This is a genomic window from Buchnera aphidicola (Meitanaphis flavogallis), assembly GCA_039830035.1.
GTDB classification, from domain to species: Bacteria; Pseudomonadota; Gammaproteobacteria; order Enterobacterales; family Enterobacteriaceae; genus Buchnera_B; species Buchnera_B aphidicola_AZ.
Map to the genome: position 1 here is coordinate 372,729 of CP140038.1, position 16,822 is coordinate 389,550.

Genomic DNA, 16,822 nt, shown 5'->3' on the forward strand with positions numbered 1-16,822 from the left:
TACTGTTAAAAAATTAACTTGGAATATATATATCATGTTAAATAGTAAATTTATAGTCATTGAAGGAATAGAAGGATCTGGAAAAACTACTATGTGCAATTTTACTAAACAATTACTATTTAAATATGGTGTAACTAATGTCATAAATCTCAGAGAACCAGGAAGTACTCCCTTATCTGAAAAAATAAGAAACTTAATTAAATACTCTACCAAAAATGAACATATTCATAGCGAAAGTGAACTATTATTAATTTATGCAGCTAGAATGCAATTAATAAAATCAACCATTCATCCAGAACTGAAAAAAGGAACTTGGATAGTAATTGATAGATATACGTTATCTTCGTTAGCTTACCAAGGAGGTGGAAGAGGTATTAGTAAAAAAAAAATATTACTATTACAATCACTTTTTTTCAAAAATCCCATTCCTGATATAACACTTTATTTAGATGTTTACCCAGAAATTGGTTTAAAAAGAATTCAAAAAAGAAAAAATTTAGATCGAATAGAAAAAAATACATTAACTTTTTTTATTAAAGTAAGACATACATATTTAAGGTACATCAAGAATCGTCCTAACATTATTAAAATTAATGCTAATTACAATTTAAATATAGTAAAAAAAACATTTGAAAAAAAATTTTATTCTTGGTTTAAAAAAAATATATGAACCTATATCCATGGTTAGATATGCACTATTACAATATTATTTACCATTTGAAAAACAAAAAAAATAATCGTGCTATTATTTTAAACACATATAAAGGAATAGGAACTACTTCTCTGATAAAAAAAATCGGAATTTGGTTATTATGTATTAATCATATGAGCAATGGTTGTTTCTGCAATCAATGTCGAAATTGTCAACTAGTTAGCTCAAAACACCATCCTGATTGGTATAATATGAAACTATTTTCTCATAATAATATAATAGGAGTTGATACAGTAAGATGGCTATGTAATGAAATATTTAAAACACCTAAAATAAGTAAAAATAAAGTTATATACTTTCCTGATGCGTCACAATTAACAGAACACGGAACTAATGCTTTATTAAAAACACTAGAAGAACCTCCGAAAAATACATATTTTCTATTAATAAACTACTTTTCTTATCCATTATTACCTACATTACGTAGTCGATGTACGCTATACAAGATTTCAATACCATCAGAAAATGTTAGCATCAATTGGTTAAAAAATAATCATCCTGAAATAAAAGAACACATCTTTAAAACTGCATTACGTGTTAACAAAGGATCACCTATCTATGCTAAAAAATTTATTTTTACACAATTATGGAAAACACGAAACACGTTTTTTCATGACTTAACATACTCTATAAAAAATGATAACCTATTTTATATTTTAGATAATTTAAATTTAGGTGATATAAAAGAAAAAATTTTTTGGTTATGTAGTTTACTATTTGATTCTATGAAAGCAAAATATAATGATATGAATCATATCATTAATTTAGATAAAATAGATATAATAAGATGCTTTGAAGAAAAATATTCTTTTTTTTCACTTGATAATAGTCTCAGATCATGGATACATTTTAATTTTAAATTGATCAACATTTCTGGAATTAATAAAGAACTGTTACTTACTGAACAATTATTACGATGGGAAAGTATTTTAAAATTGTATAAATATTAAAACTGTTTTTAAAAAAGAGAAAAAATTATGTTTTTCGTAGATTCACATTGTCATATTGACCTTTTAAATTATCAAAATTTACATTCAGGAATAGAAGATGTATTAAAAAAAGCTTTCGAAAATAATGTTAAATTATTACTGACAGTATCAACATCTATAAAAAATTTTAATTATATAAAAAACTTTATAAAAAATAATAAAAATATTTTATTATCTTGTGGAATTCATCCATTATATCTTAATCAAAATCAAAACGAAATAAAACAATTAGAATTACTTTCTAAAATTAAACAAGTAATTGCTATAGGAGAAACTGGATTAGATTATTATTATCAAAAAAATAACTGTAAAGCTCAAAAATTATTATTTCGACAACATATTCGTATTGCAATTAAACTGAATAAACCATTATTAATACATACTAGATGTGCAATTGATGACACAATCACCATCTTACAAGAAGAACAAGCGGAACAATGCATAGGAATTATGCATTCTTTCACTGAAAACATTCATTATGCAAGAAAATTGTTAGATATGGGATTTTATATTTCTTTTTCTGGTATTGTAACATTTAAAAATTCTGAAAACATACGCAAAGTTGTACAATTTATACCTTTAGATCGAATTTTATTAGAAACTGACGCTCCATATTTAACACCAACACCACTCCGAGGACAAGAAAACCAACCAGCTTTTTTATATCATATAGCAAAAACAATTTCTAAATTAAAGAAAATAGATACTAAAACCCTAGCTAATAATACTACACAAAATTTTTTAAAACTATTCCGATTAAAACAAAAATTATTAAAATATATTTCATAAATTATTATATAATAATTGAATACGTAATGTCGTTTAATAACTAATATCCTAACAATAATATTTATATAAATATATAGAACTAAAAAAAATTTTATTTTCAAATGTTTTATGCATAATCAATTTCATAGGAAATTAAAATATATGTTTAAAAATATATTTTCAAATTTACAGAAAATAGGTAAATCATTGATGTTACCAGTATCTGTGCTCCCTATAGCTGGAATACTGTTAGGAATTGGATCCGCAAATTTTTATGTTATTCCGCATATTATTTCTAGAATAATGGCGGAAGCAGGAGGATCAGTATTTTCTAACATGCCTTTAATTTTTGCTATCGGGATAGCATTAGGTTTTACTAAAAACGATGGAGTTTCTGCTTTAGCAGCAGTAATTGCTTATGGAATCATGACTCATACGTTCTCTTTGATGATTCCATTTGTTCTAAAAACATCAATTTTAGAAACAACCAACAAACATTTACTAGATACTGGAATACTGGGAGGCATTATTGCTGGTACCATTTCTGCATATATGTTCAACAAATTTTATTGTATTCAACTTCCAGAATATTTAGGTTTTTTTTCTGGAAAGCGTTTTGTTCCTATTATTTCAGGTTTATCAGCTATTATAATTGGTTTAATTTTATCACTCATATGGCCACCTATAGGAAATACAATAAAAATGTTTTCTGAATGGGCAGCGTATCAAAATCCAACACTAGCTTTTGGAATGTATGGTACAATAGAACGCGCTTTAGTACCATTTGGATTACATCATATATGGAATGTACCTTTTCAAATGCAAATAGGAGAATATAGTAATTCTATAGGACAAACATTTCATGGAGACATTGCTAGATATATGGCAGGTGATACTACAGCTGGAAAATTATCGGGAGGATTTATATTCAAAATGTATGGTCTCCCTGCTGCAGCGTTAGCAATATGGCGATGCTCTTACAAACATAATAGAGCGAAAATAGGAGGAATTATGATTTCTGGAGCATTAACTGCTTTTTTAACAGGAATAACAGAACCAATTGAATTTTCATTTATATTAGTAGCTCCTATATTATACATAATTCATTCTATTTTAGCTGGTTTAGCTTTTCCTATTTGCATTTGGTTAGATATGAGATCAGGTACTAGTTTTTCTCATGGATTAATTGATTTTATAGTATTAAGTGGAAACAGCCATAACTTGTGGTTATTTCCTATTATAGGAATACTATATGGTGGTCTCTATTACATTATTTTTTATCTGATCATAATTAAGTTAAATTTACCCACACCAGGAAGAGAAAACTCTGAAACAATATTATTACATAAAAATACAAAAGAAATGGCGCCATTGTTAATATCTGCTTTAGGAGGAAAAAATAATATTACTTTCTTAGATGCTTGTATTACTCGATTGCGTATTACAGTAGCTGATATGTCTAAAGTTAACGTACAACAACTAAAAAATCTTGGATCTTCTGGAGTTATTATTTCAGGATTAGGAATACAAGTTGTATTTGGAACCAAATCAGATAATATCAAAACAGAAATAGACAATTATATCTTAAACAATTAATATGTTTAAAATAAAAAACAACATCTAATTTCAAATATTTTGTTCCTTACTTCTAACATATAATTACAAAATTGTAATGACATTCTTAAAAAAGGCATATTATTTTGAATATTAAAAGCGTATTTAGTCAAATAATAGAGAAAAATATTGACTCTAAAATAATTTATAAAGATGAAAATGTCACTGCCTTTCATGACATTAAGCCACTAGCACCTGTACATATACTAATAGTTTCAAATCAATTAATTAAATCCACTAATGATATTAGTGAAAAAAATAAAGATATACTAGGACATATGTTATATTCAGCAATTGTATTAGCTAAAAAGTTTAAAATTAATAAAAGTGGATATCGTATGATAATTAATTGTAATGAACATGGTGGACAAGAAATTTTTCACTTACATTTACACTTATTAGGAGGAAAAAAATTAGGAAGAATGACTTCTTAAAAAATTTATTATTAAAATAATCTCATCAATAAGAATAATTATAAAGGAGTTTTTTAATAAAAATCGTATATATATTAATATTATTATCTACATTAATGCTAACTGATTGTAACTTTTTATTTAAAAAAAATTTTTTAAAAGATAGAAATCATACAAGATTTCTATTAAAAAAATATGTATTTATTGATTTATTAAATTTTGAAAAAGTATTAAAAAATGATTTGTTAAAAAAAATAAACAATATTAATATACCATTTCAAGACAATTTAATACTTGTAAATGAAGTCAACAATAATACTATTTATGAAATAAACACAAATAAAATTCAAGATATATTTATTAATTTTTTTAATAAAGAAATTTCTTGCTTTAACGTAGCTCAAAAAAGTAATATTAAAAAAGCTAAAAAAAATTTAAATATTTCGTCTAAAGACATATTAATTAACAGAAACAAAGCATTAATGTTAGCAAAAAAAATAAATGTAAATTATTTGTTATATAATTCTATATATGAAAAGCACAAACAATTATATATGCAATTACAAATTATTGTGGTTAATTCTAAAGAAATTATTTTAGAAGACAATATGTTAATAGGAAAACTTGAAAATTAAATTGTTTATTAATTTAATATATATTTTATATAATGAGTATTTTAACTTACTTCGAAAATTAAAAAAAATTATAATTAATACCAATAAAAATATTAACATGCTCAAATATACTAAAATAGATACAATATTGTAATATTTGTAATATGCATTTAATAAAATTAATATAAAAAATAAAAATATCATTTTATGTTGGAAAGTTTTTAGGTAAAATAAACCAATCTTGACTAAACAATAAATATTGTACTATTATTAAAACATAGTCACCTTATTTTTTAATATATACGTTTAAATATATAACACATCAAAATTTTAACGAAATTATATTTTTTATATTATAATTTTGTATATTTATTCTAAATTTTAATATTATAATATTAGAAAATATTAATTTGAAAGCACTTTAATGCTCAATTAAGTTAAAAAATAAAATTCAGTTTTTTATACGAAGTATATTTTTTATTTTTAATATATATTAAAACCTATATTTTCAAAAATATACTAAACACTAATGTTATTTACAGTTCTAGGAAAAGGACATACATCTCTAATATTTTTAACTCCAATGATATATGATAAAAAACGTTCAAAACCTAATCCAAATCCTGCATGTGGGACAGTTCCATATTTACGAAGATCTCTATACCACCAATAATTTTTTTTATTTAAACCAAATTCAGAAAATCTTTTATCTAAAATATCTAGTTTTTCTTCTCTCTCAGATCCTCCTAAAATTTCTCCAATTTTAGGTACTAATAAATCCATTGCTGCAACAGTTTTACCATCTTTATTTAATTTCATATAAAAAGCTTTAATAGACCTAGGATAATTTACAATTATAACTGGACAACCAAAATACTGTTCTACAATATATTTTTCATGTTCTGATAATAAATCCATTTCTGAAAATATTGAATTTAAAGAGAACTGTCCCGATTTTTTTAAAATATTTATAACTTCTTCATATTCTATTTGGACAAATTTTCTTTTTGAAAATTGTTGTAATCGAGATATAATATCTGTATCTGAAGTTTTTTTAAAAAATTCAATATCTATTAAGCATTGGTCTAAAATATTATTCACTGCATGTTTTAACATTTCCTCAGAAAATGAAACTAAATCATTTAATGTAGAAAAAGCAGTTTCTACTTCCAACATCCAAAATTCAGCAAGATGCCTACTAGTATTAGAATTTTCTGCTCTAAACGTTGGACCAAAAGAATAAACTTTTGACAATGCGCATGCATACGCTTCTAAATTTAGTTGACCAGAAACACTTAAAAAACTTTCCCTTCCAAAAAAATCTTTTTTAAAATTTATATTTGAACAATCAGTCTTAGAAAGATTAGAAAAATCCAGTGTAGATACTTTAAACATATCACCACACCCTTCGGCGTTTAATCCTGTAATAATAGGTGTTGCAATCCAATAATATCCTTTTTTATATAAAAATTGATGTAAAGTTTGAAATAAACAGTTTCTAATCCTAGATATAGAACCAATAAAATTTGTTCTTGGTCTTAAATGAGAATATTGCCTTAAATGTTCAATAGTATGCCTTTTGGACGACATAGGATAACTTGAAGGATCATTAACTAATCCGACTATTTTTATTGTTTTTGCATTAATTTCATATAATTGGTTTTTTTTGAGTGATTTTATTAATATACCATGCACAATCATTGAACAACCAACTGTTAATTTTATAATATCTTGATAAAAATTAAATAAAGAACAATGAACTACAACTTGTATTGTATCGAAACAAGATCCATCATACAAATCAATAAAAGAAATACCAGATTTTGAATTTCTTCTATTTTTTACCCAGCCTCTTACACTAATAAGTGTATGCTTTTTTATTTTATTATGATATATATCAGATACAGAAACTATATCCACGACGTTATCCTCAATAATTATATGAAATTATTTAAAAAAAATTATTTTATTTTAAATTAAAAGCTTTTTTTAAATTTTCCATAAATAATTTATTAAAACAAACTATTTTTTCTGGACTGTCTGAAAGTTTAGCTACCGGTTTACCATTACATTCTACTAACTTAATGACAATATTTAAAGGATTTACATTAGGAATATCACAAGTCAATTTCGTTCCTATACCAAATATTGTATTGATTTTTTTATTAAAAAATTGAAATAAATGCACTATTGTTTCAAAATCTAGACTATCTGAAAACAATAATGTTTTTGTTAACGGATTTATTCCAAGTTTTTCATAATGACTAATAGCTTTTTTACCCCATTGAAATGGATCACCAGAGTCATGTCTTAATCCTTTATAATTGTTTGCCAAATCAAAACTAAAATCTTTTAAAAAAGAATCCATAGAAATACAATCTGTTAAAGCAATACCTAAACATTCTTTGTACTGAAGTAACCATGTTTTTAATGCGATTTTTTGACTATTTTCTAAAATAGGACTAATTTGCTGATGTGCTTGAAACCATTCATGAGATTGAGTTCCTATAGGATGCATTCCAAAAACTTTAGAAAAATGATAATTACTTGATCCAATTAACCATGGAAAATTCATTTTTAAAAATTTAATTATAGAAAAATGAATGTCATACGAAAATCTTCTTCTAGTTCCAAAATCTATTATTTTTAATTTAGATATATCTAAATTTTTAGTTAGTTTATGAAAATGAAAAATCTTTTTTTTTAAATAATTTAAAGCAATGTTTGATGTAACATTAGGCGATGTATTTGTATGAACTATTTCACTTATCAACGATAACAATGGAACTTCCCATAATATCACATCTTTCCATAGTCCGTGTATGTAAATACACAACTGTCCATTCTTATTGAAAATATTTACTTGCGAAAGATTATATCGAAAATCCTTTAACCACAATAAATATTCTTTTTTAAAAAAAGGAAGAGAAGACATATATATATATTCATCATTAGTAAGATACAAATTAGTAGCCATCATTTCAATTTGATTAATCAACATTTTAGAATAATTGCCAAAAATATTGACACCTCGACATATAAATTTTGCAGATACAGTAACATGTTGATAATAATAAAATACCACTTGTTGCATATGAAACTTATAAGCATCAGTGTCTAAAAAAGTTTTCAATATTGGATAGCTGTATTTCTTCATATTATATTTGATGCATATTATTGTAATTAATAAATTTTAAAAAAATTATAATGTATTAACAGCACATATTACACTTATATTTTTTTAAAACATCAATATATATAACAACTATTGAAATTTTAAATTAAATATAAAAACAATACTACGAAATATCATTATTAATATGTACTATCTCGAAAACGTATACATAATTTTAAGTATTTATATTGTATAATTTAATTAATAATATATTATTCTAATTCCGTTAAAAAATCATATTTATTAATATTAAACTACTTAATATTTAAAATACATTCTAATAAATAGTTATAAAAATCTGACAATAATTATAAAGAAAGAATTATAACAATGTTTTATGTAATAGTAAAAATTAAAAAATAAAATATATACTAATAACTTAAAAAGAATTAATTTTAAAAAAGCAATAAAAAGATCAATATAGAAAAAACAAAAATATCTTATTTTAATAAATCTTTCCACTAATTTTTTAAAATAAAGAATTTATCTTTATAACAATATAGTTAAATAATTAATTATTATAGTATACCAAAGACTAATATCATTAAAATTTTTTTTCTTAATAAAACAAAACGTATTCATTAGCTTTAGTTAAAAACTATATTTAGAAATATATTTTTTTAATTAGAACTTACATTAACATATATAAAACTTAAAATTTATAAATATTATATAATATTTATAAATTAGTTATTATAGTTATTATTAAAGAACTTACATTCAATGAAATATGAATTATGAGATATCTCTGGCTATTATTAAATATTATTTGTACTTTCAAACTCATATAAATACTATTAATAAAAAATATCATTCAATACAACAACTTATTTTCATAATTAATATAGTATAAATCTAACATTTATAAAAATTTTTCTATTACTCATAAATTTCATAATACATTTCGAATTATTATCAAAAAAAATATAATCTAAAGAAGGTAATTATGTCGCTAGTATATGTACAAAACGCAACTTTTTTACTTAATCAAAACAAATTACTAAATGATATAAATTTCCAAATTAAAGAAAAAGAACGAATTTGTTTAGTAGGAAACAATGGAACTGGGAAATCTACTTTTCTCAATATTATTGCAAAAAAAACAACATTAGATAATGGCATAATTACATACAAAAAAAATATAAAAATAAAATATTTACAACAAAACATTGTTTACAATAACGATAAATCTATTTACGAATTTATTTGCGAAGATATTGCACATGAATCTCAATATTTAAAAAATTATTTTCATATTTTGCATCATTTAAAATTTACGAAACCTTTAAATGATTCACAAAAATTAATCCAATTAAAAAAAATATTTAATACAAAACAATTATGGGAAAAAAAGACAAAAATTGATAACATTATCAATTTTTTTGGATTAAATAATCATGCTATGTTATCTTCACTGTCTGGAGGACTACTAAGAAAAATAGAACTCGGAAAAATATTAGTAAGCGAACCTGACTTAATAATATTAGACGAACCTACAAATCATTTAGATATAATTACTATTCACTGGCTAGAAGAATTTTTAACAACGCATCTTATTAGTTTATTATTTGTATCTCATGATCGATCATTTATAAATAAAGTATCAACTAGAATTATTCATTTAAATTCTGAAGGTTTAATTTCATGGACAGGGAATTATGATTCTTTTTTAAACGATCAATTCAATAATAGATGTATAAATGCAGTAAAAAAAATAAAATTTAAAAAAAAATTAGACAAAGAAAAATTGTGGGCTAATAGCGGAGTCAAAGCGCGATCTACAAAAAATGAAAGTCGAATAAAACAATTACAAAAAATGATAGACAAAAGTAAACTTAGTCAACCTATTATGAAAACAACAAATATTGTTATCAATGAAGATAACTATTCGGGTCATCTATTTTTTAAACTAAAAGAAATATGTTTTAATTCAAACCAAATGATTTTAATTAATAGTTTCTCGGATATTATACAAAGAGGTGAAAAAATTGCGTTAATTGGAACAAATGGAAGTGGAAAAAGCACACTATTAAAATTAATTATAGGAGAATTGAAACTAAATAGTGGAAGTATTGTCTGCAATCCTAACGTGAAGACAGCATATTTTGATCAAAAACGAGTCAAAATTAATTTTGAACAAACTGTCTTAGACAATTTATCTCATGAAAAAAATGAAATTTCCATTAATAATAAAAAGTATCATAAATTAAAATATTTAGAACAATTTTCATTTCCAAAAGAAAAAATTAAATTAAAAGCTAAAGTACTTTCAGGAGGAGAAATAAATAAACTACTATTAGCAAAATTATTTTTAAAAAAAAGTAACGTTTTGATACTGGACGAACCAACGAACGATTTAGATTTAGAATCATTACAAAACCTAGAAACTGCATTAAAAAAATATAAAGGAGTAATCCTTCTAGTTAGTCATGATCAAAAATTTATTCAAAAAGTAGCTAACAAATATTGGTTTTTTAAAAAAAACGGATATATTGATAAACATTTAATTTTTCCTGATATAAAAAAATGGAATGATATTATAAAAGTAGCTCCAAATCTTGATTCTTTACAAAAAACTAATAAAACTGTACTAAATAAAAACCAACTAATTTCTAAAATATCAAAAAAAGATCTAAAAAAAGAGCTAAAAAATATACCAAAAAAAATAGAAAAAATAGAAAATTGTATTAATCATTTACAAAACGAAATAAATTCTTCAAAGTTTTTTTGTTTATCACCAGACAATAAAAAAGAACTCTTAAATCAGTTAAAAAATGCAGAAATTAATTTAGAAAAACATTTTTTAAGATGGGAATATTTAGAATTATACAAAAAATAACTTATAAATATTAAATTACATATTATTAATATGAAAAAATCAAAATTTTATTGAAAAATACAAAATAAACAGCAAAAAATATTTTTATATCTTACATAAAAAAATAAATGTTTTATTCTAAAATAAGTAGAATTTACGTTTTTTATTTAAAATACATTTTTAAACATAAAATAAAATATTTTTTAAAAATTTATACAAATATACTAACTTATACATTATATCTATAATAGTTAATCATCATACAACTATATGAACAACAATTTTTAAATTTCTTAGAACATGTTATACATTGAATAAATAAATTATGACATGAATTATTATAACAATTCTTGTACATGTCACAATCGTTTTCACATTGAGAACACTTAGATAAAATGTCATGTGATACTATTTCACTTATTCTTTCATCAAAAACAAAGTTCTTTCCTTTAAAAAAAACCGGTAAACCATTCTTCTTAGCATCATTAACATATCCAATAATTCCTCCTTTTATTTGATACACATATTTAAAACCATTATACATCATCCAAGATGATGTTTTTTCACACCGAATTCCTCCAGTACAATAAATTACAATTTGTTCATTTTTTTTATGTCGTAGAAAACCAATGATTTCTTTTAATTGCATTCTAAAAGTATTAACCGGGATATTAATCGCTTTTTCAAAGTGACCAATTTTATATTCATAATGATTTCGTATATCTAAAAATATTACGTTACTTTTATTTAACATATTATTCACATCTACAGATTCTAAATATTTTCCATCGTAATTTACATGATGTAATTCTTTACATAAATTATCCGCAAGAATTGTTTTTTTAACTTTTATACGTAATACCCAAAAAGACCGTTTATTATCTAAAGATTTATTAATATATACATTTTTTAAATCCTTAGAATATGTCCGAATGAAGCATTTTACATTATCATATACATTGTTAGGAATACTGATTTGCGCATTAATACCTTCTCTAGCTATATATATTCTACCAAAGACATCAAAATTGTATAAAGCTATATACCAATCATTTCTAAATGTTTGAGTATTAATTATAGGAAAATATTTATAAAAAGAAATTGTAATACGAGGGACATCATCACATAACATCCTGTTTTTTAATTCTTTATTAGAAATAACATTGTTTAAAATAACCATTTACATAGTTTCTCCTATATTTATGTAATACAATATTTGAAAAAACATAAAATTTTAAATTAATAAATATTTATATAACATAATATACATATTAAAATAATTTAGATTTTTTTAAAAGTAATTGTTGCTTTCTTAATTGACATTGAAACAAAGTAGATTTTATATTTTCTACGATTGTAAACGGAGCATATCGTAAAAAATTCTTATTAAGCAATTTTATCTTTAATTTTTTTATTTTTAAATCAATTTCAGACATTTCTTTTTCTATTTTTTTAAGCTCTATTGTTTGAGAAAAATGACCTAAGATAGGAATTAATAATTCTGCTCCAGGTAATGAATACAATAAAACAGATAATTTATGTTGATTATTAGTTAATATATTTATATCTTTTAAATACAAAATTTTTTTTATATACTCCTGATATGTTCTTATTAATGCATATGTATCTAAATCAACATTACAAAAATATATAGATATGGGCATTTGATAAGGTAAGTTCATATTTATTCGACTTTGACGAATTATTGACATTAAATGTTTGATCCACTTCATTTCTTTTATAACAATATCATTTTTTAAACTTACATCATATCTTGGAAACTGACACAACATAATTGTTTTAATGCGTTTTATTTTTAAAAAAACGCGAAATTTTTGCCAAATTTCTTCAGTAATAAATGGAATAATAGGATGAGCTAAACATAATATTGATTCTAACACATAAAACAAAGTATGTTTAGTACCAACTAATTCAAAATTCGAACAAGATGTAATAAAAGATTTAACTAATTCTATATAAAAATCACAAAATTGTTTCCAAACAAATTCATATAATATACTAGCAGCTATATCAAATCGATAAGTATCTAACGCATATCTATATCTTTTAACTAAAACATTCAATTTTAGTAAAATCCATTGGTCAGCTATTGACAACACTTTTCTTTCATCATTTATTATCACTCGTTTATCAATGTTTAATAATACAAAACGACTAGCATTCCATAACTTATTACAAAAATTACGATATCCATAAAGACGATCAACACTCCAGTTAATATATCTAGTTGGACTAGACAATATTGCACAAGTAAAACGCAATGCGTCAGTACCTACTGCTGTAACTCCTTTAGGAAATTGTTTTTTAGTTTTTTGACAGATTGATATTTTTAAATTAGATTCTAATGTATTTTCTGTTCTTTTTTGAATTAATTCTTCTAATGTAATTCCATCAATCATATCCAAGGGATCAATGACATTACCTTTAGATTTGGACATTTTTTGACCATTTTCATCACAAATTAAACCAGTAATATAAATTGCTTTAAATGGAATTTTTGGTTTTCCATTTGAATCTTTAATAAAATGCATACCAAGCATAATCATTCTAGCAATCCAAAAAAAGATTATGTCAAAACCACTTACGATGACATCAGTTGGATAAAAATATTTTAAAAAATTAGTATCTTTAGGCCAACCTAATGATGAAAATACCCATAAACCAGAAGAAAACCATGTATCTAAAACATCACTATCTTGTTTTAACTCTATATTATCCGGTAATGCATATACTTTTCTTACATCGTTTTCGTTATGTCCTACATATATATTATTTTTTTCATCATACCAAACAGGAATTTGATGCCCCCACCATAATTGTCGAGAAATACACCAATCTTGTATATTACTCATCCAAGAAAAATACATATTTTCATATTGTTTTGATATGAACGTAATATCTCCATTTTTTACAGCTTGCGAAGCTTGCTTTGCTAATTCAGTAACATTTAAATACCATTGATCAGTTAACAATGGTTCAAGTACAGTATTACTTCTATCTCCATATGGAATAGTTAAAGTTTGTACTTCCACTTTTTCTAATTTTTTGTGTATCATTAACTCATTAACAATTTCTTTTCGCGCTAAAAATCTATTCATATTACGAAATTTAAAAGGAATTTTTTCACTATAAAAATATGAAGGTAGTCCATTAACATTATATTCTTGTGCAATATGAGAAATATTTCCGTCAAGAGTTAAAATATTAATCATCGGTAAGTTATGTCTTACACCAATTTCAAAATCATTAAAATCATGAGCAGGAGTAATTTTCATACAACCAGTACCTTTTTCCGTTTTTACAAAATTATCTCCAATAATAGGAATTATTCTATTAATTAATGGAACTAACACTTTTTTTCCTATTAATTTTTTATATCTTACATCATTAGGATTAACGGCTATTGCTGTATCTCCAAATAACGTTTCAGGTCGAGTAGTAGCAATTGTCAAGAACTGATTACAAGTTTTATCAATACAACATAGATCATCATTTACTAATGTATATTTTATGTACCACATTTTCCCTATACAATCACGATTCTGTACTTCTAAATCAGATACTACTGTTTTTAGCATAGGATCCCAGTTAACTATTTTTTTTCTTTTGTATATTAATTTTTGATTATATAAAATAATAAATGCTTTTCTCACTGCATTAGATATCTCAGAATCTAAAGTAAATTTTATTTTTGTCCAATCTACAGAAATTCCTAATCGACGCATTTGATTAGTAATTATTTTTATAGATTTTTCTTTCCATTTCCATGCTTTTTTTATAAAATTATCTTTTCCAAATTCTCGAATAGTTTTTTTTTCTTCTAATAATATCTTTTTTTCAAGAATAATTTGAGTAGCAATACCAGCATGGTCCGTGCCCACTTGCCAAAAAGTATTTTTGCCTTGCATACGATGATATCTTACCAAGATGTCCATAATTGTATATTGAAATGCATGGCCTATATGCAAATTACCAGTTATATTTGGAGGAGGTAATATTATACAAAAGTTGGGTTTACCACATTCTAAATTAGGTTTAAAATATCCATTTTTTTCCCAAAAATCATATAAAGTTTGCTCAATTTCAAAAGGATTAAAAGATTTTTTCATTTTTAAAGTTATTTAATCAAAAGTAAGTTAATATTATGTGAAACAGTCGTTCCAGAGCATAAGGATTGTACATTTTACATCATTTTTGAACTTTTTAATATATTTAAAAGAAACTGAGAAAGTAATGGAATAGGACGTCCTGTAGAACATTTCTTGTTTCCTGAAATCCAGGCAGTTCCGGCAATATCTAAATGAGCCCACTTATATTGCTTAGCAAACTCAGATAAAAAACAAGCAGCTGTAATCGCACCAGCTACATTTCCCCCAGTATTATTAATATCAGCTATATTTGATTCTAAACTTTTGTAATATTCTTTAAACAAAGGTAACTTCCATATTTTATCATCAGTTTGACAACTAGATTTTTCCAAATCTTTTGCCAACATCACATCATTAGACATTAAACCTGTAACATCATTTCCCAATGCAACAACACATGCACCGGTCAAAGTAGCTATATCAATAACTATTTCAGGATCAAATTTTGTAACATATGTAAGCACATCGCAAATCACTAATCGACCTTCAGCATCTGTATTTAATATTTCTACTGTTTTTCCAGACATTGTTGTTAACACATCACTAGGACGAAAAGATTTGGCACTAAGCATATTTTCACAACACGCTAATATTCCTATAACGTTTAAAGGTAATTTTAATTCAGAAATAATAACCATCAATCCAAAAACAACTGCTGCTCCAGACATATCATATTTCATTTCATCCATATGTTTTGATGGCTTAATAGAAATACCACCAGAATCAAAAGTAACCCCTTTTCCTATAAAAACAATGTTCTTTGAATTATGTTTTTTATCTCCTCTATATTTTATTATTGACATTAGGGCTTTGTTTTTAGATCCTTGTCCAACAGATAAATATGCATTCATACCTAAATTTTTCATATCATTACAATCAATAACACGAGTATTCATAATATCAGGATATTTTAAAGATAATTGTTTAGCCTTAACAGCCAAATATGAAGGAGTGCAAATATTAGGTGGAGTATTTGATAGATCTTTAGCAAACTTTGTTCCTTTTGAAATTGCTATTCCGTGTTCCAATGCTGTTTTAGCATGTGATATGTTATCGTTACGTCTTATATTAAAAAAAATACTATTTAATGAAGCAAATAACTTTAATTGCGTAGTTTTAAATTTGTCAAAACAATATAAATTATTCTGAATAGATTCTATCGCAAATCTAATTTTCCAATATATGCTTAAATTTTTAACATTAAGTTCAGAAAAAAAATAGTGAACATTGGAAACTGGTAATTCTCGAATTATGTTTATACTTTTTTTAAAAATTTTTTTGTATATATATACATCAAATACATCTTGCTTTCCACATCCAAACAACATAATTCGTTTTACAGGAACAGAAGGAAGATCATACAATAATAAAAATTGACCTAATTTTCCTTCTATTTCTTTTGTATTGATCATTTTGCTAATATAACCATTAGAACGCTGATCTACATCTTGCATTAATCCATTAATTTTTGAATTTTCAAATAATCCAAAAATCAGACAATCAGGGTTTTTCTCATCTAAACTACTGTATTTTATATTATATTTCATATT

12 protein-coding genes are annotated in these 16,822 nt (G+C 23.9%); 7 read left to right on the top strand and 5 right to left on the bottom strand.

The features are described from left to right. Positions 1 to 34 precede the first annotated feature (34 nt). From tmk to U0T59_01655, 6 genes are all read left to right on the top strand, one after another. A complete protein-coding gene (tmk, locus tag U0T59_01630) occupies positions 35 to 670 on the top strand; it encodes a dTMP kinase (protein ID XBC43137.1) in 636 nt (211 codons plus the stop codon). Then, on the top strand, positions 667 to 1,662 hold the full coding sequence (locus U0T59_01635) for a DNA polymerase III subunit delta' C-terminal domain-containing protein (GenBank protein ID XBC43138.1): 996 nt from the start codon (positions 667 to 669) through the stop codon (positions 1,660 to 1,662). The genes tmk and U0T59_01635 overlap by 4 nt, the downstream gene beginning before the upstream one ends. A 27-nt stretch (positions 1,663 to 1,689) precedes the next feature. Beyond that, positions 1,690 to 2,490: a YchF/TatD family DNA exonuclease gene (locus tag U0T59_01640; protein ID XBC43139.1), complete on the top strand. Its 801-nt coding sequence runs from the start codon at positions 1,690 to 1,692 to the stop codon at positions 2,488 to 2,490. 141 nt (positions 2,491 to 2,631) lie between these two features. Continuing rightward, positions 2,632 to 4,065, top strand: a complete 1,434-nt coding sequence (gene ptsG, locus U0T59_01645; GenBank protein XBC43140.1) for a PTS glucose transporter subunit IIBC — start codon at positions 2,632 to 2,634, stop codon at positions 4,063 to 4,065. A 104-nt stretch (positions 4,066 to 4,169) separates the two neighbouring features. Then, positions 4,170 to 4,517: a histidine triad nucleotide-binding protein gene (locus U0T59_01650; protein XBC43141.1), complete on the top strand. Its 348-nt coding sequence runs from the start codon at positions 4,170 to 4,172 to the stop codon at positions 4,515 to 4,517. A 95-nt stretch (positions 4,518 to 4,612) separates the two neighbouring features. After that, on the top strand, positions 4,613 to 5,131 hold the full coding sequence (locus tag U0T59_01655) for a hypothetical protein (GenBank protein ID XBC43142.1): 519 nt from the start codon (positions 4,613 to 4,615) through the stop codon (positions 5,129 to 5,131). 498 nt (positions 5,132 to 5,629) lie between these two features. Here U0T59_01655 and asnS read toward each other — a convergent pair whose 3' ends face one another. Together asnS and pncB are read right to left on the bottom strand one after the other, a co-directional pair. Beyond that, the gene (asnS, locus tag U0T59_01660; protein ID XBC43143.1) at positions 5,630 to 7,030 is read right to left on the bottom strand and encodes an asparagine--tRNA ligase; all 1,401 of its coding nucleotides are present in this window, start codon (positions 7,028 to 7,030) and stop codon (positions 5,630 to 5,632) included. 46 nt (positions 7,031 to 7,076) lie between these two features. Further along, the gene (gene pncB / locus U0T59_01665; protein ID XBC43144.1) at positions 7,077 to 8,267 is read right to left on the bottom strand and encodes a nicotinate phosphoribosyltransferase; all 1,191 of its coding nucleotides are present in this window, start codon (positions 8,265 to 8,267) and stop codon (positions 7,077 to 7,079) included. A 964-nt stretch (positions 8,268 to 9,231) separates the two neighbouring features. On the opposite strand from pncB, the gene U0T59_01670 reads away from it, so the two are divergent. After that, entirely contained in the window at positions 9,232 to 11,124 is a 1,893-nt protein-coding gene (locus tag U0T59_01670; protein XBC43145.1) for an ATP-binding cassette domain-containing protein, read from the top strand. Between the two features lie 208 nt (positions 11,125 to 11,332). On the opposite strand, the gene U0T59_01675 is transcribed toward U0T59_01670, so the two are convergent. The 3 genes from U0T59_01675 to U0T59_01685 form a co-directional block, all read right to left on the bottom strand. Further along, the gene (locus tag U0T59_01675) at positions 11,333 to 12,283 is read right to left on the bottom strand and encodes a rhodanese-related sulfurtransferase (protein ID XBC43146.1); all 951 of its coding nucleotides are present in this window, start codon (positions 12,281 to 12,283) and stop codon (positions 11,333 to 11,335) included. Positions 12,284 to 12,374: 91 nt separating this feature from the next. Further along, entirely contained in the window at positions 12,375 to 15,233 is a 2,859-nt protein-coding gene (locus U0T59_01680) for a valine--tRNA ligase (protein XBC43147.1), read from the bottom strand. A 74-nt stretch (positions 15,234 to 15,307) separates the two neighbouring features. Then, positions 15,308 to 16,819, bottom strand: a complete 1,512-nt coding sequence (locus U0T59_01685) for a leucyl aminopeptidase (GenBank protein ID XBC43148.1) — start codon at positions 16,817 to 16,819, stop codon at positions 15,308 to 15,310. Positions 16,820 to 16,822 lie beyond the last annotated feature (3 nt).